This window comes from Streptomyces yangpuensis (assembly GCF_001005295.1).
In the GTDB taxonomy this organism is placed as follows: Bacteria; Actinomycetota; Actinomycetes; order Streptomycetales; family Streptomycetaceae; genus Streptomyces; species Streptomyces yangpuensis.
Window position 1 is genome coordinate 161,831 of sequence record NZ_LBMK01000011.1, and the last position, 23,459, is coordinate 185,289.

Genomic DNA, 23,459 nt, shown 5'->3' on the forward strand with positions numbered 1-23,459 from the left:
GAAGGCGGCCGGAGGCGGCGGGAGGCAATACACCTAGGCCTGTCCGGGGAAGGGCCGGGGGCCGGGGCCCGGCCCCGTTTCCCCGGCGAGGCGGCGCTCCAGCCGTGCGATGCCCGCCCGTACGCCGTTGCCGTAGCCGTCGTCCGCCAGCGCCCCGGAGGCCGCGCGGGCCCGCGCCAGGTGGACCCGGGCGGCATCCGGCCGCTGCAGCTTCAGGTAGTCGGCGGCCAGGCTGAGGTGCAGGGACGGGTAGAAAACGCGCATCGCGGGGTGCGGATCCCGCTGCACCGGGCGCCCGTCCCCGCAGCCGGTGCCGGGCCCGTCGCGCGGGGCGTCGGCGGCGGTCAGGGCCCGCAGGTCCCAGGCCAGCTCGTCGGCGGGATCGTCCTGGGCGTCGGCCATGTAGTGGGCGAGGGTGCACCGGTGCAGGCAGTCGCCCTCCTCGCCGATCTCCTGCCAGATCTCGCCGAGCCGGTTGCGGGCCTCCTCGCGGTCCCCTGCGTGCAGCAGGATGACCGCCTGGCCGATCCTCGTCATGACGGCGTCCTCCGACGCCTCCTGCTGCTCGGTCACCGCGGCCTCCGGCTCGCTCCCTGCCAGACCTGCACCGGTCTGATCATCAAGAAGCTAGCCCGAGGTACCGGCGATGGCGCCGAGGCGCGGTGGGACGTCAGCCGAGGTCCGGGATCCGCCAGTCGATCGGCTCATGCCCCTGGGCGGCGATGGCCTCGTTGATCTGGGTGAAGGGCCGGGATCCGAAGAACTTCTTGGCCGACAGCGGCGAGGGGTGGGCGCCCTTGACGATCACGTGCCGCTCCTCGTCGATGAGCGGGATCTTCTTCTGGGCGTAGGCACCCCACAGGACGAACACGGCCGGGTCGGGGCGCTCGGAGACCGCACGGATCACGGCGTCGGTGAACTTCTCCCAGCCCTTGCCCTTGTGCGAGTTCGGCTCGGCCTCGCGGACGGTGAGCACCGCGTTGAGCAGCAGGACGCCCTGCTGGGCCCACGGCATCAGATATCCGTTGTCCGGGACCTCCAGGCCGAGCTCCTCCTTCATCTCCTTGTAGATGTTGCGCAGCGAGGGCGGGGTCTTGACCCCGGGCTGCACGGAGAAGCACAGGCCGTGGCCCTGGCCGGCGCCGTGGTAGGGGTCCTGGCCGAGGACGAGGACCTTCACCTGCTCGAAGGGCGTGGCGTCCAGGGCCGCGAACACCTGCTCGCGGGGCGGGTAGACCGGCCCGTTCGCCCGCTCCTTCTCGACGAACTCGGTGAGCTCTTTGAAGTAGGGCTGGTCCAGCTCCCCGCCGAGGACGGGGAGCCAGGACTCGGGCAGCATCTGGGTCACGGCGACAACCTCCGGTACAAGTTCGTGCAACTGCTCCAGAACCTACCGGGGGCCACTGACAACGCGTCGGCCGCCCGGGAGATCACCCGGGCGGCACGGCGGCTACCAGCTGGTCTTGCGGTACAGCTCCCACATCTGCATGGCGGTCTGCGGGTCGAGGGCGCGCTCGGCGCCCGCGATGTCCTCGCGTGCGGCGACGTACAGCTTGCCCTGCCACAGGGGCAGCAGGCGGACGTCCTCGGCGAAGATCTGCTGGGCCTTCTCGAACTGCTGGACCCCGGTGGAGCGGTCGCTGTCGCGACGGGACTTGGGCAGCAGTTCGGTGAGGATCTCGTTCTGCTCGTACGGGGTGCCGACCGCGTTCTCCTTGCCGACGAACGGCGCGATGAAGTTGTCCGGGTCCGGGAAGTCGGGGAACCAGCCTCGGCCGAAGACCGGGTACTCCTGGCCCTTGTAGCCCTCCTGGAAGGCCTTCCAGGGCTGGCTGCGCAGGGTGATCCGGAACAGGCCGCTCTCGTCCAGCTGCCGCTTGAGCTCGGTGAATTCCTCGGCGGTGGAGGAGCCGTAGCGGTCGGTGGTGTACCAGAAGGTCAGGTCGACCGGCTGGTTGATCCCGGCCTCCTTGAGGATCTTCTTGGCCTTGCCGACGTCCGCGGCGCCGTACTTGTCGTAGAACGGCGTCTTGTGGCCGACGACACCCTTGGGAACCATCGAGTACAGCGGCTCCGCGGTGCCCTGGTAGACCTTGGAGACGAGGGTGCCGCGGTCGACGATCTGGGCGATCGCCTGGCGGACGGCGAGCTTGTTGACCGCCGCGTCCTTGGGGTTGAAGACCAGGTAGCGGATCTCGGCGCCGACGTTCTCGACGACCTGGACGCCCACCGCGTGCGCGTCGGGGCTCTGGAGATCGGTGATCTGCGGGGCCGACAGGCCTCGGTAGGTGGCGTCCAGCTCCTTGGCCTTGAGGTCCGCGACCATCTTCTGGGAGTCCGCGTAGTAGCGGATGGTCACGGCCTTGTTCTGGCGGTTCGCGAAACCGGCGTAGCCCTTGTTCTCGGACAGGACGGCCTCACCGCCGTCCTTGTAGGAGTCCAGCAGGTAGGGGCCCGAGCCGGTGATCTTGCCGTCCTCCCGCACCTTGTCGGCGGGGTAGTCCTTGGGCGCGACCAGCGAGGCGGCGGGCGAGCCGAGGACGTACGGGAAGGTGGCGTCCGAGGTCTTCAGGTGGAAGACGACCGTCAGCGCGTCGGGGGTCTCGATCTTGTCGAGGCTGCCGAAGAGGTCCTTCGGGCCGACCTTGGAACCGATCGTCCGGATCCGGTCGAGGGAGTGCTTGACGGCCTTGGAGTCGAGGGGCTCGCCGTTGGAGAACTTCAGGCCCTTGCGCAGGGTGCACCGGTAGGCCTGGCTCGCGCCGTCGGTGAACTCGCAGTTCTGGGCGGCGTCCGGCTGGGGCTTGGTGGAGCCCGTGGGGAACGCCAGAAGGGTCTGGTAGACGTTCCGGTACAGCTCCCAGGAGCCGTCCCACGCCGCGGCGGGATCGAGGGTGCTGGGCGCGCTCGTGGTCCCTACGACGATCCGCTTCGCCTCGTCGCCGTCGTCATCCGACAGCAGGCCGCAACCGGCGAGCAGGGATATGGACGCAAGGGCTGCAGTGATCTGCAGGCATCTGGTCCGGTTGAACACGTGCACGCTCCTCGATCAGCCAGGGGTGCGGCAGACCCTACCGCAGTGCCCCACGAATCCAATGGGTTGGTTTCGTGAGGCACTTGACCGGTTCCGTGCATATTCGATACCTATTTACCTCCCTTTCGGAGGCAAATACGTCCGATTATCGGTCAGTGGACCCCGGCATTGAGGAACATCCCACCGTCGACGACGAGAGTTTGGCCCGTGATCCATTCCGCTTGTGCAGATGTAAGAAACGCCGCGGCCCCGCCGATGTCCTCCGGGAGACCGAGCCGGCCGAGCGGATAGGCCGCCGCGGCCTCCTGCTCCCGGCCCTCGTAGAGCGCCTGGGCGAACTTGGTCTTGACCACCGCGGGGGCGATGGCGTTCACGCGGACCCCCGGTGCCATCTCGTGGGCGAGCTGGAGGGTGAGGTTGACCATGGCAGCCTTGCTCATCCCGTAGGCGCCGATGAAGGGCGAGGCGGAGACGCCGGCGATCGACGCGATGTTCACGATCGCCCCGCCGTTCTCCTTCTGCCAGGCATGCCAGGTCCGCTGGGCGAAGCCGAGCGCGGAGATCACATTGGTCTCGAAGACCTTCCGGGCGACCCCGAGGTCGAGGTCCGCGATCGGGCCGAAGACCGGATTGGTGCCCGCGTTGTTCACCAGGAAGTCGACCCGGCCGAAGGCCTCCATCGTGCGCTCGACGGCGTGGGCCTGGTGGGCCTCGTCGTGCGCCTTCCCGGCCACCCCGATCACCCGGTCCGCGCCGAGGCGCTCCACGGCCTCCTTGAGGGCCTCCTCGTTGCGTCCGGTGATGCAGAGCCGGTCGCCCCGGGCGACCAGCGCCTCGGCGATGCCGTAGCCGATGCCCCGGCTCGCCCCGGTGATCAGCGCGACCTTGCCGCTGTCGGTACCGCTGTAGGTCATGACGTGCGCCCTGCCTCTCGTCGGTCGCGTCAGTTGAGGGGGCCGCCGGCCACGTACATGACCTGGCCGGAGACGAAGCCGGCGGCCTCACCGGTGAAGAAGGCGATGGCGTTGGCGATGTCGTCCGGGCGGCCGACGCGCTGGACCGGGATCTGGGTGGCCGCGGCCGCCTGGAAGTCCTCGAAGCCCATGCCGACGCGGGCGGCCGTCTGGGCGGTCATCTCGGTGACGATGAAACCGGGGGCGACGGCGTTGGCGGTGACACCGAACTTGCCGAGCTCGATGGCGAGGGTCTTGGTGAAGCCCTGCAGACCGGCCTTGGCGGCCGAGTAGTTGGCCTGGCCGCGGTTGCCCAGGGCCGAGCTGCTGGAGAGGTTCACGATGCGGCCGAACTTCGCCTCCACCATGTACTTCTGACACGCCTTCGACATCAGGAAGGCACCGCGCAGGTGCACGTTCATGACGGTGTCCCAGTCGGTCTCGCTCATCTTGAAGAGCAGATTGTCGCGCAGCACACCCGCGTTGTTGACCAGGATGGTGGGAGCGCCGAGTTCGGCGGCGACGCGCTCGACGGCCGCCTCCACCTGGGCGCCGTCCGAGACGTCGCAGCCGACCGCCAGCGCCCGGCCGCCGGCCGCCGTGATGGCCTCGACGGTGTCCTTGCAGGCGGCCTCGTCGAGGTCGAGTACGGCGACGGCGCGGCCCTCGGCGGCCAGGCGTACGGCGGTGGCCGCGCCGATGCCCCGGGCCGCCCCGGTCACGATCGCGACGCGCTGTTCGGTGGTGGACATGCTGTTCTCCTCGCCCTTGAGAGACGGCCGCCCAGAGGTGAGCAACCGCTTAGTAGCTTCAGCTGAGGAGACGCTAGGAGCCTTGGCACCCCGTGTCAACGGCCGCCGGTCCGACACCGGCCGCGGAGATCCGCTAGCGGACGAGGAGGTCCAACAGCCGTTCCACCTCCGCCGCGGGGTCGGCCGTCAGGCCGGTGTGCACCGGCCCCGGCTGCACCACGGTGCTGCGCGGGGCGATCAGCCAGCGGAAGCGCCGGCCCGCGTCGTCGCCCGCGGCCTGCCCCGCCGCCTCACCGCCGCCGCACACGCCCTCGACCCCGCGCAGGGCGGCCCGTACGCCGGCCACGTCGGCCCCCGGGTCCAGCGCGAGGAGCTTCGCCTCGTCGAGGTGGGTGCGGGCGGCCACGTAGGAGTGCGCCCGGCAGTAGACGATCACACCGGCGTTGAAACACTCGCCGCGTTCCATCCGGGGCACCACGCGCACCAGTGCGTACTCGAACACGTCCCGCTTGGTCACTCGTCGCCGCTCTTCTTCTTGTCGGTCTTGTGGGGCCATTCCGGCAGGTGGTCGGTGAGCCAGCCGGGAGGTCCGGCCGACGCCTTCACCTCGGCCTCCAGCGAGATCCTCTCGTGGATCGTGGCCGCGCGCGGCAACAGCGCCTCCATGTAGGCGCGGCGCAGCGCGTCGGTGGAGTCGAATCCCGGCTCGTCGACCAGCCACTCGTCCGGGACCTCGGCGGTGACCTCGGTGAGCAGTTCCTCGGTGACCAGGGGCGCGAGCGCGGCGGCCGCCGCCTCGATGTCCGGGCCCACGGGGGCCAGTACGTGGTCGGAGGCGTTGTACGGCTTGGCGGCGGCCGCCTGGGCCGTGGGCCAGTTGTGGTGCCAGATCATCGTGGCGCCGTGGTCGATGAGCCACAGGTCCCCGTGCCACACCAGCATGTTCGGGTTGCGCCAGGACCGGTCGACGTTGTTGATCAGGGCGTCGAACCACACCACGCGCCCGGCCTCGACCGAGTCCACCCGGTACGCGAGCGGGTCGAAGCCGATGGAGCCCGGCAGGTAGTCCATGCCGAGGTTGAGGCCGCCGCTGGCCTTGAGCAGCTCCTGGACTTCCTGGTCGGGCTCGGCGAGCCCGATCACGGGGTCGAGCTGCATCTGCACCAGCGTGGGGACCCTCAGGCCCAGCCGCTGGGCCAGGCGGCCGCAGATGACCTCGGCGACCAGGGTCTTGCGGCCCTGGCCGGCTCCGGTGAACTTCATGACGTACGTGCCGAGATCGTCGGCCTCGACGATTCCGGGCAGCGAGCCGCCCTCGCGAAGGGGCGTCACATAGCGGGTCGCGATCACTTCTGTGAGCATTTTCCCAGGCTATCGGGCGAACAAGGTGCACGATCAAAGGATTTTCCCGCTCGGGGCGAGACAGGGGCGAACCATCCCTCCCCGGCTCACGCCGGAGGGGCGTCCGCGGCCTTGCTGGAGGGCTGGACCGTCGGGATGCGCTGGGTGAAGAACAGTGCGATGAGCGCGGCGAAGGCCAGCACGGAGAGCGCCGCGCGCAGGCCGTCGACCCTGGCCTCCTCGTTTGCCGCGAGCGCGGCGTCGGCCACCTCGGGGCTGACGCCCGCTTCGTCGAGCGCGGTCTCCAGCTGGGCGTCCGAGAGGAAGGGCGCGCCGCTCGCGAGCTGGACGGTCGCCTGGCTCTTGACCGAGCTCGGGACGGCCGGGTTCTCCGTGACGCTGGTCAGGAAGGAGGAGGTGAGCGTCGCGATCATGATGGATCCGGCGAGGGCCGTACCGATGGACGAGCCGAGATTGGTGACGGCGTTCTGGACGCCTCCGACCTCCGCGGACTGCGCCTGCGGCACCGCGGACACGGTGACCGCGCCCAGCTGGGAGGCGAGGGCGCCCATGCCGAGCCCGATCAGCAGCAGCGGGACGGTGACCACCTCCGCTCCCGCGTCCACGTCGAGCGCGCCCAGGAGGACCACCGCTCCGGCGAGCAGGGCGAAGGTCCCGAGCCGGACCACGCGGCGCGGAGAGACGTCCGGGAGGAAGCGCGGAATCAGGGTCGCGGCCGCCAGCAGCGTGATCGACAGCGGCAGCAGCCGGGCACCGGTCGCCAGGGCGGACAGGCCCAGCGCGACCGACAGGTAGAGCGGGACGACGAAGAAGACGCCCATCATCACGAGGTACTGGAAGAAGAACATGGTCAGCCCGCCGCTGAGCTGCTTGTTCTGCAGCATGGCCGGGTCGACGAGCGGCTCCTGGCGCCGCTTCACCAGCCGGCCCTCCCAGCGAAGGAAGAGCCAGACCAAAAACAGCCCCAGCAGCATCAGCCACACCGTCAGCGACACCCCGAACCAGGCCGGCCCGCCCTCCTTCGGCCTGAACCAGCCCCACTCGTCCGACCGGAGCACTCCGTAGACGAAGGTCCCGAGCCCGAGCGCCGACAGGACGACGCCGACGAAGTCGATCCGCGGACGTTCCTCGCTCACGGCGTCCGCGATGGGGCGGGCGAGCACGAGGATGCCGGCCACCATCAGCACCTCGCCGGCGAAGACCCACCGCCAGGAGAAGTAGGTCGTGGCGATCCCGCCGATGAGGGGCCCCAGCGCGATGGCGATGGCACCGGCCGCCGCCACGAGACCGTAGGCGGCGGGACGGCGTTCGGCGGGGAAGTTCCCGGCGACGAGAGCCACGATCGCGGGCAGGATGAGCGCCGCCCCGACCCCTTCCAGGAACGACCAGCCGATCAGCAGCACGGTGAGGTTCGGTGCGATCGAGGTGACGAGAGAGCCGCAGCCGTAGATCACGCAGCCGATCAGAAAGGCGCGTTTGCGGCCGATCAGCACCCCGACCTTGCCACCGGGGATCATGAGCATGGCCATCACGAGGGTGTAGGCGGTGATGGCGCCCTGGATGCCGGTCACGGTCGTGCCGAGGTCCCCGGCGACGGTGGCGATGGAGACGTTCATGACGGAGCTGTCGAGCGCCATCAGGAACTGGCCCGCCGCGAGCGTCGTCAGGACGAGTCGCGCCTTCGCGGGGTTGCCGGTCGCCGTCCCTGCCCTGGATGCCATGGCTGCATGCTTCCAGCCGTCCGCTGGAGCGGCCTTACGACCCGCCCGGGAGTCAGCCGGACGGACAGTCGGCGACCGGATCGTCGTGGACCAGGGCGCAGACCATCCGGTCGCCGCGCCGGTTCTCGGGGTAGGCGGCGCGGAGCTCCTCCTCGAAGGCCTTCCACTGCCGGGTGATCTCGGCGGTGGCCCCCGCGGTGGCGCGGCGGAAGTTGTCGCCCGTCTGCGCCCGGGCGGATGCGGGCGTGTCCTTGTTCAGGTCTCGGTTGTGGGCCACGCGGCCGGCGCAGTCGGCGGGCTTGACCCCGGTGGAGTCGAAGTCCGGATAGCAGCCGCTCGCGAGGTCCTCGGGGACGACGGCCCGGACCTCCCGGCTCCAGTCGGCGTCCTTCATCCCGCTGTAGCGGCGGATGTCGAAGAACGGGACGACCCCGGTACGTCCCAGACCCGGCGGGTTGGCCATCCCCGTCGGGCCGGGCGCGGCCTCGTCGGCCCAGTTGGAGTGCGAGTAGAAGTCCTCGAGCTGGTGCCAGCCACGGCCGAGCTGTTCCAGTACGGCGCACTTGGCCGGTGCGGGCCGCTCGTCCCAGGTGCAGTGCGCGGACAGGTCGGTCTGGTCCGCTCGCACCCTGCCGTCGGCGTCGACGAGGCCGTCGGCCGCCCGTACGGCCTTGCGGAACCGCGCGACGGAGGTGCCGACGCAGGCGACGAGCTCGGTGGTGGCCTCGTCCCGGGTACGGGGGTAGGCGGGGGCGTGGCGCGGCGAAAGGTAGTCGGCGTTGTCGCAGTGCAGCGGGCCGAGATCGAAGTACGGGGCCCGGTCGTTGGCGTTGATCGCCCCGTCGCGGGCGGCGGCCATCTCGGTGAGCGTGGCGGGCTGCCACGGCAGGGCGCGCCGGGTGATGTCCTCGTGGTTGTCGCCCGTGAAGGCATGGGCCGGACCGCTCGGCAGGACGACGAGGGCGGCGAGAGTGGCGAGCGCGGTGAGAGCGGCCGCCGGGAGGACCGCGGCGGCGGGGGCCGGCGGTGCGGGGCTCGGTCTCTTCACGGCAGGCTCCCGGCTCGGTTCCGGCGAGGGTGCTTCCATGCTGCGCACCGCCGGCCGTCCCCGCATCCGGGGCCGTACGCGGGCTTGCCGGCGGCACCGCGTACGGCGTCCGTCTCCGCCCCCGCACGGCGCCCGTTTCCGCCCCGCACGGCGCCCGCCGGGCGCCCTCGCGCGCCCGGCGGGCGCCAGACCTACAGTTGAGGGCGAGGTGGCGTGCCGGGACTCGGGGCGGCCGCTCCCTTGGCCCAGTCCCCGCGCCAGGGCGCGACAACCCCAGGAGGGCATGCGACATGTCCACTGCATCTGAAACCCCGGTTCTGGACACCCTCGCCGCCATGACGGTCGATTCCCTCGAGCGGTGCGGGCTGGACCCGTCCATGCTGCTCATGACCCGGATCGCGGCGCTCGCCGCCTCGGACGCTCCCCCGATCTCCTACCTCGCCCACATCGACCCCGCGCTCAAGGCCGGCCTGACGGCGGAGCAGCTGCAGGACGTCCTGGTCGCCATCGCGCCCATCGTCGGCACCGCCCGTGTCATGACGGCGGCGGGCAACATCACCAGGGCGCTCGGCGTGGCGATCGCCGTCGCCGAGGCGGAGGCCCAGGCCGAGATGGACGCCATGGGCTGACCCGGAACGACAGCCGGACCGGTCGGGTGACCGACGGGTCCGGCTGCGGCGCGGTCCGGCTGCGGTCGGGCGGTCGGTGAGCCGGCACCGCCGTCCGTCGGGCGGGGCGGTCACGCCGACAGACACACAGGCAGCACCGCACGCAGGCACGCAGGCAGGCAGGCAGGCAGGCAGGCAGATCAGTCAGGCCAGGCAGGATCAGGAGGGCCTCCATGTCCCGGAGTGCGATCACCGCGATGCGCGCGGTGCCCGGTGCCACGCCCGAGGAGCGCGCGGCCATGGGCAAGGACGCCCGCCGCCGGTGCCCCCGGTCGGGGCACGCCGTGTACCAGCCGTCCCCCAACCGGCCGGATCCCCTGACGATCCTGGAGGCGCAGTCCGCGACACGGGTGCCCGAGCTGGTCCCGATCCGCTACGCCCGGATGGCGGAGTCCCCGTTCCGCTTCTACCGGGGAGCCGCCGCGATCATGGCGTCCGACCTGGCCGGAACTCCGGCCTCGGGCATCGCGGCGCAGCTCTGCGGTGACGCGCACCTGCTGAACTTCCGCCTGCTGGCCTCGCCGGAGCGGCGGCTGATGTTCGACATCAACGACTTCGACGAGACGCTGCCCGGCCCCTGGGAGTGGGACGTCAAGCGGCTGTCCACGAGTCTCGTCATCGCCGCCCGGGCGAACGGCTTCGACGAGGCCGAACGCGCCCGCATCGTGAACTCCGCGGTGCGCTCGTACCGTGAGGCGATGACCGGTTTCGCCGGGATGGGGAACCTCGACGTCTGGTACGCGAAGACCGACGCGGAGGGTCTGCAGGCCCTCGTCACCGAACAGCTCGACAAGCGCGGCCGCAAGAAGCTGGCCACGGCAATGGCGAAGGCCCGGTCGCGGGACAGCCTGCAGGTCTTCGACAAGCTCACCGAGATGGTCGACGGCCGCCCCAGGATCGCGGCGGACCCCCCGCTGCTGGTGCCGCTCGCCGACCTGCTGTCGGACCACGAGCGCGACGAGCTCGTCGACCGGCTGAGCGGCCTGGTCCGCCACTACGGCCACACGCTGGAGAGCAACCGCCGGGCACTGCTGGAGGACTACCGCCTGGTGGACGTCGCCCGCAAGGTGGTCGGCGTCGGCAGCGTCGGCACCCGTTGCTGGATCCTGCTCCTGCTCGGCAAGGATGGCCGCGACCCGTTGTTCCTCCAGGCCAAGGAGGCCGACACCTCCGTGCTCGCCGACCACGTCGGCACCAGCCAGTACGCGAACCAGGGCGAACGCGTGGTGTCGGGTCAGCGGTTGATGCAGGCGGCGAGCGACATCTTCCTCGGCTGGGAGCGGGTGGACGGCATCGACGGCCGGAAGCGGGACTTCTACATCCGCCAACTGCGCGACTGGAAGGGCATCGCGATGCCGGAGACGATGTCACCCGCGCAGCTGGAGACCTTCGGCAACGCCTGCGGGATGACCCTGGCCCGGGCGCACGCCCGCTCCGGCGACCGGGTGGCCATCGCCTCCTACCTCGGCCGGAGCGATGTCTTCGACCGGGCGCTCGCCGGATTCGCCGAGGCGTACGCCGACCAGAACGAACGCGACCACCAGGCCCTGGTGGACGCGGTACGGGCCGGCCGTCTGCCCGCGCGGGAACTCCCGGCGGACTGACGGCGGACTGACGGCGGACTGACGGCGGACTGACGGCTGGCTGACGGCGGACTGACGGCGGGGCCGCCGACCCGCGGGGCCGGACGACGCCATCCCCTCCTGCGGCGCCGCCCGGCGGGAGCGCCGGATCAGAACGCGAAGACGGCGTTGCCGTTCAGGGTCGCGGCCATGGTGCAGGAGTTGGCGAAGGTGTGGTCCCAGGCAACGCGGCGGCCCTCCCACACGCCGACCGCGGACACGGTGACGGGGGCGTAGTGCATCGGGCAAGCCCGGTCCGGGTTCGGCGTGGAGAGCAGCCGGTCGAACGTGCCGCCGGTGGTCTTCAGGGCCGCGCACGCGGCCTTGGGGTCGGGGTGTGTCCCCTGGGCACCCGGCGCGCAGCTGACTGTGGTGGCGCGGAGGACGGTGGGTGCGGTCACGTCGTCCCCCTGGGCGACGCTGAAAACCATGGCCGACGGGGCGTACAGGCTCTCGGGCTGGGCCTGCGCGATGCCGGCGGCACCGGCCAGACAGAGGAGCGCGGCAGCGGAGACGGCGGCGGAGCGACGGTAACGCACGGGAAGACTCGCTTTCGATTCTTTGGTTGAGCGCGACACTTCCTTTCGCTATCGCGCTCTGCTGCTTCAAAGCCTCGCTGAATCGAAGGCGCAGCGCACATCGATCGCCGATTTACGGACACCTCGTCCGCATAACGGTGATCGAATGACAGTTCGGGCAGCTCAGACGCCGTGCTACCACGCCGTCACCCTGCGCCACCGCCGGACGGCCCCGGCGATGACGTGCGGCGTTGCGGACCCCGCACCGCTCCGGGGCGCCCCGGGTTCACCCGACGGCTACCCAGCTTGTCCGGATGTGTGCGCTCCGGGGCCGCCCTCCGGGGCCCACTGACCGAGCAGTTCCCCGGTCGTGGTGATGGCCGCCACCAGCGCGAGCGAGTTGCGGATGACCTCGGCGGTGCAGGTGGCGGGCACTCCGGCGATGGCGTCGGCGGGGACCACGACCCGGTAGCCGAGGTTCACGGCGTCGAAGACGGTGTTCGGGATGGCGATGTTGGAGGAGACCCCGGTGACCACGAGGGTGCGGATCCCGAGGTTGCGCAGGAGCGCGTCCAGGTCGGTGCCGGCCATGGGTGAGAGGCCGTGCAGGCGGCGCACGACGAGGTCCCGCTCGGCGACGGTGAGGGGGGCTGCGACCTCCACCGCGCGGCTCCCGGTGAGCTGCCGCACGGGGAGCCGGCCGGCGGCCCGGAAGAGCCGCGCGTTGGTGTTCGCCCCGAGGCCGTCCGGCCGCCGCTCGGCGACCGCGTGCAGCACCTGTACACCGGCTCCGCGCGCGGCCTCGGCCAGCGCGGCGATCCGTCCCAGCATCCCGGAGTCCCGTGCCTCTTTGGCGAGTTCGGGCAGTGCGCTCTCCTCGCCCACGACGCCGTTCTGGCACTCGACGGTCAGCAGCGCGGTCGTGGCGGGATCGAGGTCCGGCATGACTCCCCCTGGCGTGGCGTCGGAAGAGCCCTCATGCTTCCTGACACACAGTCAGATGTGAAGGGGCGCGGTACCGATGGACGAGACTCAGCGGCGGGGCCGCCGCATCATGATGAGCGCGGCGGAAGTGGACGCGTTCCTGCGGGAGCGGAGAACCTGCCGGGTGGCGACGGTCTCCCCCGACGGACGCCCGCACGTGGGCGCCCTGTGGTTCGCGTGGGACGGCAGCTCGCTGTGGCTGTATTCGATCACGCGCAGCCGCCGCTGGGCGGACCTGCGCAAGGACCCGCGGATCTCGGTGGTCGTGGACGCGGGCGAGTCGTACGACGAGCTGCGCGGCGTGGAACTGTCCGGCAGCGCGGTCTTCGTGGGCGAGGCCCCGCGCACGGGCGAGCCCTGCCCCGAACTGGCGCAGGCCGAGCGGATCTTCCCGGTCAAGAACTTCGGGATCGAGGAGATGCCGCACGACGGACGGCACGCGTGGATCCGCCTGACCCCGGACAGGATCGTCTCCTGGGACTTCCGCAAGATCTGACGGCGCCTACGCGTGCTGGACTTCGGCGGCGGTGGTCCTCAGGGCGTCGACCGCGGCGCGGATGGAGGGCCGGCGGTCGGCGTCCGCGCGCCAGACGGCGTACACGTGACGGCGCACGACGTCGCAGACGGGCAGCATCCGGACGCCCGCCGGCACCGGGCCGCGGCCCAGCTTCGGCGCGACGCACACTCCGAGCCCGGCCTCGACGAAGGCCAGCTGGGTGTGGTGCTCCTCGGCGATGTGCGCGACGCGCGGCTCCATTCCGGTACCGCGCAGGGTGAACACCAGCCATTCGTGGCAGAACTGGCCCTCGTTCCAGGAGATCCATTCGTCGTCCGCGAACTCGGCGAGGGAGATCGAGGGCCGGTCCGCCAGCCGGTGGCCGGCCGGGACGGCGATGTCGACGGAGTCGTCCAGCAGGTGCGTCCGGGTGAGCTCGGCGGGCACCGGCATCCGCTTATTGTGCCAGTCGACGGCGAGGGCCATGTCGAGGTCGCCCCGCACGACGGCGGCCATGCTCTCCTCGGGCTCCTGCTCGCGTACCCGGACCCGCAGGTCCGGGTGGCCGGTGCGCAGCGCGGACAGGGCCCGGGGCAGCAGCCCTCGCATGGCGGTGGGGAAGGCGCCGATGCGCAGCTCGCCGACGGCGCACCCGCGCTGCGCCTCGACGTCGGCCTGGGCCTGCTCGACCTGGGAGATGATCCGGGCCGCGTGGTCGGCGAGCAGCCGGCCGGCGTCGGTGAGGCGGACCCCGCGGCCGTTCTTCGCCAGCAGCGGCTGGCCGACCTCGCGCTCCAGCTTGGCCATCTGCTGGGACACGGCGGATGTGGTGACGTGGAGGCCGTCGGCGGCGCCGCTGACCGAGCCGTGGCGGGCGAGGGCATCGAGGGTGCGCAGGCGCTCCAGGTTCAACATGTAAGCAATGCTACGCCGTCACCAAGAGAAACATTCGCTTGTCCTACGAAGTTGATACGAGCACAGTAAGGGGCATGAGCACACCCGCAGCCCCTCGGCCGAGCCTTCCGACTCCCTCCCCGACCGTCGCCGCCACCGCCGCCACCACCGCGACCGCGACCGCGCCGACACCGGAGGCGGTCACACCGGCGGCCCCGACGACGGCCACCCCTCGGCGCGGCCTGCTCGACTGGCGGGTGCGGTTCGCGATCCTCTCGGTGATCTGGGGCTTCAGCTTCCTGCTGATCAAGGTCGGCACCGAGGCGTACGCGCCATTCCAGGTGGCCCTGGGCCGGGTCCTGTTCGGCGCGCTCGCGCTCCTCGCCGTACTCATGGTCCGCCGGGAGCCGCTCCCCCGCGGCCTGCGCACCTGGGGGCACCTCACCGTGGCGGCACTGCTGCTCAACACCGCCCCGTTCTCGCTCTTCGCCTACGCCGAGCTGAGCATCCCCTCCAGCCTGGCCGGCATCTGCAACGCCACGTCCCCGCTCTGGGGCATGGCGCTGTCGCTGGTCGCCCTCTCCGAGGACCGCCCGACGCGCCGCCGCTTCGCCGGCCTGGGCCTCGGCTTCCTCGGCGTGCTGACCGTGCTCGGCGCCTGGCACGGCTTCTCCGGCGTCGACGCCAAGGGCACCGCCTTCGCCCTGCTGGCCTCGCTCTGCTACCCCATCGGCTGGATCTACGTCCGCCGCACGCTGGCCGGCACCCCCGGCTCGCCGGTGGCCCTGACCGGCGGCCAGCTCATCGTCTCCACCCTGCAACTCGCGCTGGTCAGCGCCCTGTTCACGTCGGCCCCGGCCTCGTTCCCGCTCTGGCCGACCCTGTCGGTGATCGCCCTGGGCGCCCTCGGCACCGGCATGGCCCTGCAGATGCAGTACGGCCTGGTGACAGAGGTCGGGCCGACCACCGCCCAGATGGTCACCTACTTCATTCCCGTCATCGCCACCACGGCGGGCGTCCTCGTCCTCGGCGAGCAGCTGAGCTGGAACACCCCGGTCGGCGCCGCGATCGTCCTGGCGGGCGCCGCCCTCACCCAGACCCGGCCGGCCCCCGGCAAGCCGGCCTGACGGCGCCCGCCCCGGTGGTCCCATCGGCCGGGACCACCGGGGCGGGCGCGTCGATCGCGTCGGGCGCGTCGGGCTCAGGGCTCACGGGCCCCGCCCGGCGACGGGCGCCGCGGTCAGTCGTTCCGGCCGCCCGCCATGCCCGGCCGGACCGCCGCGGCCACGGCGTCGGCCAGCACCGGCACCTCCGCCACCTCCAGCCGGGACACCGTCAGCCGCACGCCCGGCCCCGACTCGACCCGGAACACGGCACCGGCGGCGACTCCCCACCCCGCCGCGAGCAGCCTCGTGACCACCACCGTCTCGTCGGCCACCGGCACCCACACGTTCAGCCCGGTCCGCCCGTGCGCCGGCACGCCCCGCTCCCGCAGGGCCTCGACGAGCGCGTCCCGCCGCTCCCCGTAGGCCCGCGCGACGGCAGCCCGGTCCACCGCTCGCGAGGTCCACAGCTCCACCACCGCGTGCTGGAGCAGCCGGCTCACCCACCCCGGGCCCAGCCGCTGGCGCCCCCGCACCCGGTCCAGGGTCACCTCGTCGCCCGTCAGGACGGCGAGCCGCAGGTCCGGCCCGTACGCCTTGGCCGTGGAACGGATCAGTACCCAGTGCCGGGTCACCCCGCCCAGCGGGTGGAGCGGCAGGTCGACGATCCCGTGCCCGTGGTCGTCCTCGATCAGCAGCACCCCGGGGTACTGCGCGAGCAGTTCCCGCAGCTCCGCCGCTCGCTGCGCGCCCACCGCCGCGCCGGTCGGGTTCTGCGCCCGGGCGGTCACCACCAGCGCCCGCGCCCCTGCCGCGAGGGCCCGGGCCACCGCCTCGGTACGGGGCCCGTCGTCGTCCAACGCGACCGGCAGCAGCCTCAGCCCGAGTGCGGGCACCAGGTCGAGCGCGCCGCCCCACCCCGGGTCCTCGACCGCCACGGCGTCCCCGGGCCGCAGGTGCGCGGCAAGAACCCGTTCGATCGCGTCCAGCGCTCCCGAGGTCACCGCGACCGGCCCGGCGGGCACCGCGTCCGCGTCGAGTTCGGCGCGGGCGATCCGCGCCAGATCGGGCGCGACCGGGTCCGCCCCGTAGAGGGTGGGCGCCTGCGCGTGACGGCGGGCGGCGGCCGCCAGGGCCCCGTCCAGCGAGGGCAGCAACGACACGTCGGGGTTGCCCTCCGCGATGTCCCGTACGCCGGCCGGCACCACCATCCGCAGCGCGTCCCGCGGGGTGCTCGACGGGCGGGCACGCACCCGGCTGCCGCGCCGCCCGTCCGTTTCGATGACGCCGCGCTCGCGCAGCGTCCGGTAGGCGGCCGCCACGGTGTTGGGGTTGACGCCGAGCACACCCGCCAGCTCCCGCATCGGCGGCAGCAGCGATCCGGGCGGCAGCTCGCCCGACGCGACGCCCGCCTCGACGCTGGCCGCGATATCAGATGTGCGACGACCTGTGATCCGATACTCTCCTAGCACAAAGAATATTATGCACTAGTGCAATGGAGTCCGCACCATGACCGCCACGCCTGCCACGGAGACGACGGAGAGCACCGGGACGACCGGTGCGTACCAGCCCACCGGCCGCACGGTCCCCACCCGCTCCCGCGACCGGGCGCGCTACGACCGCGAGACGGTGCACTCGATACTCGACGGGGCCTACATCTGCCACCTGGGCTTCGTCCGCGACGGCGCGCCGGTGGTCCTGCCGACGCTGTTCGCCCGGGTCGGGGAATCGCTCTACGTGCACGGTTCCACCGGATCCCGACCGCTGCTCGCGGCCGGCCGCACCGACCCGGGCCTGCCCGTCTGCGTCACCGTCACCCACGTCGACGGCCTGGTACTGGCGCGCTCGGCCTTCCACCACTCGCTCAACTACCGCTCGGTGGTCGTGCACGGCACCGCCCGCCAGGTGACCGACGAGGCGGAATGCCGCACGGCCCTGGACGCCATGGTCGACGCCGTGGCGCCGGGCCGTTCCGGCGACGTCCGGCCGGCCAACGCCAGGGAGCTCGCCGCCACCGCGGTGATCCGGGTGGACCTGGACGAGGTGTCCGCGAAGCTCCGTACCGGCCCGGTGAACGACGAGGCCGAGGACCTGGGCCTGCCGTACTGGGCGGGCGTGGTCCCGGTCGGCACGACGTACGGGACCCCCGTGCCCGCCGCGGACCTGGCCCCCGGCGTCGCCGTCCCGGACTACCTCACCTCGCTCTGACGGGCCGGCCGCACCGCGGCGGACGCTGCGGGACCGGCGGCTTCGGCGGGCCCCGCGGCCGGGCCCGCCGGCCGGCGGGACTCCGCCACGATCAGCGCGCCGACCGCCGCCAGCAGCAGTACGGTGCCCAGCACCACGGCGCCGGTGAGCCGCTCCCCGAGGACGAGTACGGCGATCGCCGCCGCGCTCACCGGCTCGATCAGCATGATCACCGAGACGGTCGCGGCGCGCACGGCGGCGGCGCCGGTGAAGTAGAGCGCGTACGCCAACGCCGTCGGCACGGTCGCCACGTACAGCAGCAGCCAGAGCACCCGCCCCAGGTCCGCGGTGTGCGGCAGCAGCCCCTCGGCCACGGCGAGCGGCAGCAGGCACACCGCGCCCACCGCGACGGACCAGGCGGTCGTCACCAGCGGGTCCCCGGCGGCGCCGCGCCGGCCGAGCCGGCGGGCCCGCAGGGTCATACCGGCGTACCCGGCGGCCGACAGCAGCGCCCAGCCGACGCCGAGGGGGCGCACCTCCGCCCCGCCGCTGCCCAGGACGAGAACGGCCAGCCCCGCGAGCGCACCCACGACGGCGACCGCGCCGCCGCGGCCGAGCCGTTCGCCCATCCAGGAGCGCGCTCCGAGCGCGATGAGCACGGGTCCCGCGCCGAGGGTGACCACGGTGCCCACGGCCAGCCCGGTCTCGCGCACGGCGGCGAAGTAGGCGGCCTGGAAGACGGTGAAGAGCAGCCCGGTGACGATCAGGGAGCCCGCCGAGGGCGATGCCGCGGACGGCCGCGCCCGGCCCCGCCCGGGACGGGCCCGCCGGACGGCGAGCACCCCGAGCAGCACGACGAGTCCGCCCGCGCACCGCCAGAACGACAGGGCGAGCGGGCCGAGGTCACTGGCCAGGAAGAGGAGGGAGGCGGCCGCCCCGGCGGTGCCCCAGGCGGCTCCGGCGACGACGAGGTACAGCAGACTGCGCCCGGCAGCGGGCGAGTGGTTCGACACGTGAGTTCTCCGCGCGTGAAGGATGAATGGATCGAGGTCATCGCTTCGCGGGCAGCACCGAACCGCCCGGGCACTGCCCGGGCCGGATCGTCGTCGTGGGGCGCCGCCCGCTAGGACGCGGGAGGCGGAAGCACGGTCGAATGCATGTCGGTCACCTTACAGGGGGGCTCTTGCGGGTTCGCGGTCCGCCGGAACCGGTTCGGCCGCCTGCGGGGCCGGCCGGGAGGACTGCGCGATGAAGGCACCGCCCAGCACCAGGGCGCCGCCGGCGATCTGCCAGGTGGAGAGGTACTCACCGAGCAGGATCCAGGCCAGCACGGTGGCGACGACGGCCTCCAGGAAGGCCACCACACCCGCGACCTGGGGCGAGAGCCTGCGCACCGAGACCACACCGGTCACGTAGGCGAAGACGGTCGCCACGAGAACGACCCAGCCGAGCAGCGCGGGCGCGGGCACCAGGGTGCCGCCCACGGACGCGTCCCCGCCCAGCACCGCCCAGTCGATCTCCCACGGCCGGGCGATGACCGTCATGACCAGGGCGCCGATGAGCATCCCGTACGCGATCACCCCTAGCGGGTCGGGGGCGTCCTCCCCGTCGGCGCCCTGGTCGGCGAGGACGAAGTAGAAGGCCTGGCAGCAGGCGGCGGCGAGGCCGAAGAGCACGCCGAGCAGGTCCAGGCTCAGCCCGGCCCAGATCTCGACGACGCAGGCCAGGCCGACGACGGCCACGGCCGCGCCGGCGGCGGCCCCGCGCGTCACCGGCTTGCGCTGCACGAAGCGGATGTAGCCGAGCAGCAGTGCCGGGCCCAGGTACTCCAGCAGGAGGGCCACGCCGACCGGGATCCGGGACAGCGAGGCGAAGTAGAAGGCCTGCACGCCCGCGACGGCCACGAGACCGAAGCCGGCGAGCAGGGCGGGCCTGCGCAGCAGGAGATCGCGGTGGCGCCAGGCGAGCGGGGACAGCACGAGCGCTGCGCCGGCCACCCTGAGCCAGACCATGTGGAGGGGGTCCAGACCCGCCTCGATCAGCGGCTTCGCAGCCACTCCGGAACCACCGAACGCGAACGCGGAGACGAGGGCGAGGCCCAGTCCGGCGTTTTTCCCTGACGCTTGCATCCGAGCCATCATGACAGGGCGATTCAGGAGCGTCACTGCCGTGACACCTGTTGAGACAGACCTGAGATCGCGACCCGCCGGACCCCCGCGGATCTGACAGGGCGTCAGTATTGAATGTTCCGGCCGCCGGGGCTACCTTCCGCCGCACGTACCCGACGAGAAGGGGTGGTCGCATGGCCGAAGTCACCGCGGAATCACGCATCGAGGCGTCCGCCGCGCAGCTCTGGTCCCAGCTGACGGACTGGGACGCGTACGGGCAGTGGAGCATGACCCACACGAACTTCCCGCAGGGCGGTCCGCAGACCCTGGCCGTCGGATCGACCTTCGCCGAGAACATGAAGATGATGGGGTTCCCGGCCGAGGTCGTCTGGACCGTCTCCGAGCTGGAGGACGAACGCCTCTTCGCCATCACCGGCAAGGGCCCGATGGGCGTCGCCGTCCTCACCCGGTACACCCTGACGCCGGACGGCGGGGCCACCACCGTCCGTATCGACGGCGAGTTCACCGGGGCCGCCGTCTCACTGATGGCGGGCAAGCTGAAGGACTCGGCCACCGCCGCCCTGAACGAGTCGCTGCGCAAGCTCGCCGGCCTGGTCGTCTGACCCCGGCCGCGCCCACCCGCGTACGAGGTCGGCGCGCCCCGGGACGAGAGGTCGCGGGGCGCGCCGCCGCCCGTCCGAGCTCGGCACTCAGTGCTCGTCGGCCAGGATCAGGTAGAGCTTCTTGCGGGCGTCGACGAGGACCGCGAGCGCCTTCTCCCGCTGCTCCGGCGAGCCGGTCCTGAAGACCTGCCCGAACGCCTCCATCAGACCGGCCCCGGCCTGCCGGGCCTCGTGCATCGCCTCGAAGTCGAAGCCCCGCCCGGCGTCCGCCCAGGGGGCGTCCGGTCCCGCCCCGGCCTCGGCGCGGCCGGCCTCGGTGAGCGTGAACAGCTTCTTGCCGCCCTCGCTCTCGCTGCTGATGAGGCCTTCGTCCTCCAGCAGGTTCAGGGTCGGGTAGACCGAGCCCGGGCTGGGCTTCCACGCCCCGCCGCTGCGCTCGCCGATCTCCTGGATCATCTCGTAGCCGTGCATCGGCCGGTCGGTGAGCAGCGCCAGGATCGAGGCCCGTACGTCGCCGCGCCGGGCTCGCCCGCGCGGTCCCCCGCGGCCGCCGCGCCCACCGAAGGGCCCCGCGCCGAAGGGCGGTCCGAACGGGCCGAAGGCCGCGCGGAATCCCTGGAATCCCTCCCGACGGTCCGGCCCGCAGTGGCCGTGGCCCCGTCCGTGCTCGTGGCCGTGCTGTCCGTGCTGTCCGTGTGAACGCATGACTGCGCTCCTTTCGTCACGTCGTGTCCGTGTCATCGGTTCTCCGATGTATCCACTATCGATGAGCGGTCGCGATGCGTCAACGATATATCGGAAACTATTCACCGAACAGCACGGAAGGAGGCCAGTCAGCCCGGATTGGCCTTTGTCGATGATCAAGGAACCGCCCTACCGTCGGTCCATGCGCATCCGAATCGTCGACGCCTTCACCGACCGCCCCTTCCAGGGCAACCCCGCCGGGGTCCTGCTCCTCGACGGCGGTTTCCCCCCGGACGCCTGGCTCCAGCAGGTGGCGTCCGAGGTGAACCTCTCCGAGACCGCCTTCGCCCACCCCCTCCCGCCCGGCGGGGACGCCGACTGGGCGCTGCGCTGGTTCACCCCGGCCGCCGAGGTCGACATGTGCGGCCACGCCACGCTCGCCACGGCCCATGTACTGGCCACCGGCGGACTCGCCCAGGGGCTGATCCGCTTCTCTGCCCGCTGCGGTGTCCTCACCGCGGAGACCGCCGAGGACGGCACGATCACGATGGACTTCCCCACGTCCTCCCTGAACCCGGTCCCGGCGCCGCCCTCCCTCGACCACGCGCTCGGCGGCGCGCCGATCCTCTCCGTCCACGACACCGCCGCGCACATCGGCGACCTCCTCGTCGAACTCGCCGACGAGGAGACCGTCCGCGAGCTGGAGCCGGACCACGGCGCCCTGCGTGCCTTCGCCAAGCGGGGCGTGATCGTCACCGCCGCCGCCGAGGACCCCTCCCGCGGGTACGACTTCGTCTCCCGCGGGTTCTTCCCGGCCTTCGGGATCGACGAGGACCCGGTCACCGGCAGTGCCCACACCGCGCTCGCCCCGTTCTGGGCACAGCGCCTGGGCCGCACCGAACTGACCGGCCTCCAGGGCGGCGCCCGGCAGGGACTGGTACAGGTCACCCTGGCGGGCGACCGCACCCTGCTGACCGGACACGCCGTGACCGTTCTCGACGGGGAGCTGCTCACCGCCCCGTGACCGGCCGGAAGAGGGCGGCCGGGCATCGGCGGGGCACCGGCGGGGCGGGTCAGCCCGTCGGCCCGCCCCGCCGCCCACGGGCCGCCTTCGGCCGCTCCTTCGCCTCCGCCTTCGCGCGCGCGGCGGCCCGCCACTCCCGCTCGTTGTCCTCCCAGGCCTCCGAGTCGATGCGCTTGCGGTAGACCTGCCCCGGCTCGGCGGCGCCCAGGTGCACCGTCCACCACCACAGGACGGCCGACACCACGAAGAGGCAGAACGCCGTCAGCAGATACGAGGCGACCTCCTCGGACTCCGGTACGCCCTCGTCGTGCATGAAGCCGGGCACGCCGGACACGAGCGCGTTCACCCACCACGCGAGCGCCAGGTTGAACAGCGCCAGGGAGATCCAGTAGGCGACCCGCATGCTCCTCGCCGCGCCGGTCACCTCGCCCAGCAGCAGCAGGCGCCGCAACGAGACGGGCCCTGTCCGGTGCCGGCTGCCGGTGTCCGCCTTGGCGCGGCGCACCGACGCGTAGAGGTCGTCCAGCCAGCGGCCCGGCTCCGGATCGGGGTCCGGGCCGTCGGTCGGGGCCAGCTTTTTGGCCTGGATCCAGCCGGAGATGAACTGGATCTCCAGCTGGGCCTTCTCCAGCCGCCGGCGGTAGTGGTGGTCCGCGCTGCGCGCCTCGCGGCGGTCCCGGATAAGCAGGCTGGCCCCGCCCACCAGGCCGCTGACCACGGGCACCAGGAACGGGGCGAACGGCACCAGGGAGTCCATGACAGCCACCGCGCGCCTCCTCACTCCCCCCAGCGTCGCACCGGCGCGGCCCGCGGCCACGCCCTGCGGGGCCGATCGGGTGTGCCGCCCCGTCACGGCGTCGGCAGCCAGCCCACCTTGCCCGCGAGCAGGGCGTACCCGCCGAAGGCCACGATGTCGAGCAGCGCGTGCGCGACGACGAGCGGCCCCACCCGTCCCCAGCGGCGGTAGGCCAGCACGAAAACGACGCCCATCACCACGTTGCCGATGAAGCCGCCGATGCCCTGGTAGAGGTGGTAGGAGCCGCGCAGCAGCGAACTGGCCGCCAGTGCCGCCATCGGCGACCAGCCCAGCTGGCCCAGCCGGCGCAGCAGGTAGGCCAGCACGATGATCTCCTCCACGACCGCGTTCTGGATCGCCGAGAGGAGCAGCACGGGGAACTTCCACCACACGTCGGGCAGGGCCTCCGGCACCACCGTGAGGTTGAAGCCGGCGGCCCGCGTCCCCAGGTAGAAGGCCAGCCCCGCGCTCCCGATCCCCGCCGCGACGAGGGCGCCGCGGCCCAGGTCCCACAGCGGCCGGGTCCGGTCGAAGCCGAGCACCCGCAGCCCGGGGGCGCCCTCGCGGGTCAGCAGGTGCGCCACCAGCAGTACGGGGACCAGCGCGCTGGCGATCCCGAACAGCTGCCAGGCCAGGTCGAGCCAGGGCCGGCCTGGGGCGTAGGAGCCGTTGAGCGTGGCGGCCTGGTCCTTCAGGCCACCCGGCTTGGTCAGCGAGCCCAGGAAGCTGATCAGCGCGGAGACCCCGCTCGCGCCCAGCGACAGCGCCAGGACGAGCAGGGTCTCGGTACGCAGGAGGGTCCGCCGCCCCTCCTCGCCCAGCTCCACGAACACCGGCTCCGGCTCAGCCCGCACGACCGACTCCCGTCCTGCCATCCCGTTG

General features: G+C 72.3%; 25 protein-coding genes. 7 read left to right on the top strand and 18 right to left on the bottom strand.

All coding sequences use genetic code 11. The annotated features are described in order from the left end of the window. Positions 1-33: 33 nt before the first annotated feature. The 9 genes from AAT21_RS33600 to AAT21_RS38515 form a co-directional block, all read right to left on the bottom strand. Positions 34-573 carry a hypothetical protein gene (locus AAT21_RS33600; RefSeq protein WP_046780757.1) on the bottom strand — a complete coding sequence of 180 codons (540 nt, stop codon included), beginning with the start codon at positions 571-573 and terminating at the stop codon, positions 34-36. 97 nt (positions 574-670) lie between these two features. After that, a complete protein-coding gene (locus AAT21_RS33605; protein WP_046780815.1) occupies positions 671-1,339 on the bottom strand; it encodes a uracil-DNA glycosylase in 669 nt (222 codons plus the stop codon). Between the two features lie 111 nt (positions 1,340-1,450). Beyond that, positions 1,451-3,034 (bottom strand): ABC transporter substrate-binding protein, encoded by a 1,584-nt coding sequence (locus AAT21_RS33610; protein ID WP_046780758.1) that lies wholly within the window; start codon positions 3,032-3,034, stop codon positions 1,451-1,453. Between the two features lie 152 nt (positions 3,035-3,186). Continuing rightward, positions 3,187-3,948: an SDR family oxidoreductase gene (locus tag AAT21_RS33615; RefSeq protein ID WP_031149915.1), complete on the bottom strand. Its 762-nt coding sequence runs from the start codon at positions 3,946-3,948 to the stop codon at positions 3,187-3,189. A 29-nt stretch (positions 3,949-3,977) separates the two neighbouring features. After that, the gene (fabG, locus tag AAT21_RS33620) at positions 3,978-4,739 is read right to left on the bottom strand and encodes a 3-oxoacyl-ACP reductase FabG (RefSeq protein WP_046780759.1); all 762 of its coding nucleotides are present in this window, start codon (positions 4,737-4,739) and stop codon (positions 3,978-3,980) included. A 133-nt stretch (positions 4,740-4,872) separates the two neighbouring features. Then, positions 4,873-5,256 carry a DUF3037 domain-containing protein gene (locus AAT21_RS33625; RefSeq protein WP_030960016.1) on the bottom strand — a complete coding sequence of 128 codons (384 nt, stop codon included), beginning with the start codon at positions 5,254-5,256 and terminating at the stop codon, positions 4,873-4,875. Continuing rightward, positions 5,253-6,101, bottom strand: a complete 849-nt coding sequence (locus tag AAT21_RS33630; RefSeq protein ID WP_200904503.1) for a HipA family kinase — start codon at positions 6,099-6,101, stop codon at positions 5,253-5,255. The genes AAT21_RS33625 and AAT21_RS33630 overlap by 4 nt, the downstream gene beginning before the upstream one ends. A gap of 86 nt (positions 6,102-6,187) precedes the next feature. Then, positions 6,188-7,822, bottom strand: a complete 1,635-nt coding sequence (locus AAT21_RS33635; protein WP_046780761.1) for an MFS transporter — start codon at positions 7,820-7,822, stop codon at positions 6,188-6,190. Between the two features lie 52 nt (positions 7,823-7,874). Next, the gene (locus AAT21_RS38515; protein WP_052758100.1) at positions 7,875-8,870 is read right to left on the bottom strand and encodes a hypothetical protein; all 996 of its coding nucleotides are present in this window, start codon (positions 8,868-8,870) and stop codon (positions 7,875-7,877) included. 290 nt (positions 8,871-9,160) lie between these two features. Here AAT21_RS38515 and AAT21_RS33645 point away from each other — a divergent pair, with 290 nt between their 5' ends. Together AAT21_RS33645 and AAT21_RS33650 are read left to right on the top strand one after the other, a co-directional pair. After that, positions 9,161-9,499, top strand: coding sequence for a carboxymuconolactone decarboxylase family protein (locus AAT21_RS33645; protein WP_046780762.1), 339 nt, complete (start codon positions 9,161-9,163; stop codon positions 9,497-9,499). A 212-nt stretch (positions 9,500-9,711) separates the two neighbouring features. Further along, on the top strand, positions 9,712-11,142 hold the full coding sequence (locus AAT21_RS33650) for a DUF2252 domain-containing protein (protein WP_046780763.1): 1,431 nt from the start codon (positions 9,712-9,714) through the stop codon (positions 11,140-11,142). A 128-nt stretch (positions 11,143-11,270) separates the two neighbouring features. Here the strand turns inward: AAT21_RS33650 and AAT21_RS33655 are convergent, their stop codons facing one another. Together AAT21_RS33655 and AAT21_RS33660 are read right to left on the bottom strand one after the other, a co-directional pair. Then, positions 11,271-11,699 carry a subtilase-type protease inhibitor gene (locus AAT21_RS33655; protein ID WP_046780764.1) on the bottom strand — a complete coding sequence of 143 codons (429 nt, stop codon included), beginning with the start codon at positions 11,697-11,699 and terminating at the stop codon, positions 11,271-11,273. Between the two features lie 276 nt (positions 11,700-11,975). Beyond that, positions 11,976-12,623: a cysteine hydrolase family protein gene (locus AAT21_RS33660; RefSeq protein ID WP_046780765.1), complete on the bottom strand. Its 648-nt coding sequence runs from the start codon at positions 12,621-12,623 to the stop codon at positions 11,976-11,978. 76 nt (positions 12,624-12,699) lie between these two features. On the opposite strand from AAT21_RS33660, the gene AAT21_RS33665 reads away from it, so the two are divergent. Beyond that, positions 12,700-13,158, top strand: a complete 459-nt coding sequence (locus AAT21_RS33665; protein WP_046780766.1) for a pyridoxamine 5'-phosphate oxidase family protein — start codon at positions 12,700-12,702, stop codon at positions 13,156-13,158. 6 nt (positions 13,159-13,164) lie between these two features. Here AAT21_RS33665 and AAT21_RS33670 read toward each other — a convergent pair whose 3' ends face one another. Further along, positions 13,165-14,073, bottom strand: coding sequence for a LysR family transcriptional regulator (locus tag AAT21_RS33670; protein WP_046780767.1), 909 nt, complete (start codon positions 14,071-14,073; stop codon positions 13,165-13,167). A 74-nt stretch (positions 14,074-14,147) separates the two neighbouring features. On the opposite strand from AAT21_RS33670, the gene AAT21_RS33675 reads away from it, so the two are divergent. Further along, complete coding sequence (locus AAT21_RS33675; protein WP_200904504.1) at positions 14,148-15,179, top strand: DMT family transporter; 1,032 nt, start codon at positions 14,148-14,150, stop codon at positions 15,177-15,179. 113 nt (positions 15,180-15,292) lie between these two features. On the opposite strand, the gene AAT21_RS33680 is transcribed toward AAT21_RS33675, so the two are convergent. After that, entirely contained in the window at positions 15,293-16,627 is a 1,335-nt protein-coding gene (locus tag AAT21_RS33680) for an aminotransferase class I/II-fold pyridoxal phosphate-dependent enzyme (protein ID WP_079026135.1), read from the bottom strand. Between the two features lie 37 nt (positions 16,628-16,664). Here AAT21_RS33680 and AAT21_RS33685 point away from each other — a divergent pair, with 37 nt between their 5' ends. Then, positions 16,665-17,363 carry a pyridoxamine 5'-phosphate oxidase family protein gene (locus AAT21_RS33685; RefSeq protein WP_046780769.1) on the top strand — a complete coding sequence of 233 codons (699 nt, stop codon included), beginning with the start codon at positions 16,665-16,667 and terminating at the stop codon, positions 17,361-17,363. Here the strand turns inward: AAT21_RS33685 and AAT21_RS33690 are convergent. Next, entirely contained in the window at positions 17,345-18,355 is a 1,011-nt protein-coding gene (locus AAT21_RS33690; protein WP_079026136.1) for a DMT family transporter, read from the bottom strand. The two genes, AAT21_RS33685 and AAT21_RS33690, sit on opposite strands and share 19 nt — an antisense overlap. A 156-nt stretch (positions 18,356-18,511) precedes the next feature. Beyond that, the gene (locus AAT21_RS33695) at positions 18,512-19,471 is read right to left on the bottom strand and encodes an EamA family transporter (protein ID WP_046780771.1); all 960 of its coding nucleotides are present in this window, start codon (positions 19,469-19,471) and stop codon (positions 18,512-18,514) included. A 173-nt stretch (positions 19,472-19,644) separates the two neighbouring features. Between AAT21_RS33695 and AAT21_RS33700 the strand changes: the two genes are divergently transcribed. Then, positions 19,645-20,073 carry a type II toxin-antitoxin system Rv0910 family toxin gene (locus AAT21_RS33700; RefSeq protein WP_046780772.1) on the top strand — a complete coding sequence of 143 codons (429 nt, stop codon included), beginning with the start codon at positions 19,645-19,647 and terminating at the stop codon, positions 20,071-20,073. Positions 20,074-20,160: 87 nt separating this feature from the next. On the opposite strand, the gene AAT21_RS33705 is transcribed toward AAT21_RS33700, so the two are convergent. Continuing rightward, positions 20,161-20,778 (bottom strand): PadR family transcriptional regulator, encoded by a 618-nt coding sequence (locus tag AAT21_RS33705; protein WP_046780773.1) that lies wholly within the window; start codon positions 20,776-20,778, stop codon positions 20,161-20,163. A 181-nt stretch (positions 20,779-20,959) separates the two neighbouring features. Here AAT21_RS33705 and AAT21_RS33710 point away from each other — a divergent pair, with 181 nt between their 5' ends. After that, positions 20,960-21,781 (top strand): PhzF family phenazine biosynthesis protein, encoded by an 822-nt coding sequence (locus AAT21_RS33710; protein ID WP_046780818.1) that lies wholly within the window; start codon positions 20,960-20,962, stop codon positions 21,779-21,781. Positions 21,782-21,830: 49 nt separating this feature from the next. On the opposite strand, the gene AAT21_RS33715 is transcribed toward AAT21_RS33710, so the two are convergent. Then, positions 21,831-22,547, bottom strand: coding sequence for a hypothetical protein (locus AAT21_RS33715; protein ID WP_157879832.1), 717 nt, complete (start codon positions 22,545-22,547; stop codon positions 21,831-21,833). Positions 22,548-22,630: 83 nt separating this feature from the next. After that, positions 22,631-23,431 (bottom strand): CPBP family intramembrane glutamic endopeptidase, encoded by an 801-nt coding sequence (locus AAT21_RS33720; protein WP_063838176.1) that lies wholly within the window; start codon positions 23,429-23,431, stop codon positions 22,631-22,633. Positions 23,432-23,459 lie beyond the last annotated feature (28 nt).

Coding starts and splice junctions, on each gene's coding strand:
- AAT21_RS33645 (WP_046780762.1), top strand. CDS start 9,161: ATGTCCACTGCATCTGAAACCCCGGTTCTGGACACCCTCGCCGCCATG.
- AAT21_RS33685 (WP_046780769.1), top strand. CDS start 16,665: ATGACCGCCACGCCTGCCACGGAGACGACGGAGAGCACCGGGACGACC.
- AAT21_RS33695 (WP_046780771.1), bottom strand. CDS start 19,471: ATGCAAGCGTCAGGGAAAAACGCCGGACTGGGCCTCGCCCTCGTCTCC.
- AAT21_RS33630 (WP_200904503.1), bottom strand. CDS start 6,101: ATGCTCACAGAAGTGATCGCGACCCGCTATGTGACGCCCCTTCGCGAG.
- AAT21_RS33665 (WP_046780766.1), top strand. CDS start 12,700: ATGGACGAGACTCAGCGGCGGGGCCGCCGCATCATGATGAGCGCGGCG.
- AAT21_RS33675 (WP_200904504.1), top strand. CDS start 14,148: ATGAGCACACCCGCAGCCCCTCGGCCGAGCCTTCCGACTCCCTCCCCG.
- AAT21_RS33615 (WP_031149915.1), bottom strand. CDS start 3,948: ATGACCTACAGCGGTACCGACAGCGGCAAGGTCGCGCTGATCACCGGG.
- AAT21_RS33710 (WP_046780818.1), top strand. CDS start 20,960: ATGCGCATCCGAATCGTCGACGCCTTCACCGACCGCCCCTTCCAGGGC.
- fabG (WP_046780759.1), bottom strand. CDS start 4,739: ATGTCCACCACCGAACAGCGCGTCGCGATCGTGACCGGGGCGGCCCGG.
- AAT21_RS33705 (WP_046780773.1), bottom strand. CDS start 20,778: ATGCGTTCACACGGACAGCACGGACAGCACGGCCACGAGCACGGACGG.
- AAT21_RS33635 (WP_046780761.1), bottom strand. CDS start 7,822: ATGGCATCCAGGGCAGGGACGGCGACCGGCAACCCCGCGAAGGCGCGA.
- AAT21_RS33670 (WP_046780767.1), bottom strand. CDS start 14,073: ATGTTGAACCTGGAGCGCCTGCGCACCCTCGATGCCCTCGCCCGCCAC.
- AAT21_RS33650 (WP_046780763.1), top strand. CDS start 9,712: ATGTCCCGGAGTGCGATCACCGCGATGCGCGCGGTGCCCGGTGCCACG.
- AAT21_RS33700 (WP_046780772.1), top strand. CDS start 19,645: ATGGCCGAAGTCACCGCGGAATCACGCATCGAGGCGTCCGCCGCGCAG.
- AAT21_RS33660 (WP_046780765.1), bottom strand. CDS start 12,623: ATGCCGGACCTCGATCCCGCCACGACCGCGCTGCTGACCGTCGAGTGC.
- AAT21_RS33605 (WP_046780815.1), bottom strand. CDS start 1,339: ATGCTGCCCGAGTCCTGGCTCCCCGTCCTCGGCGGGGAGCTGGACCAG.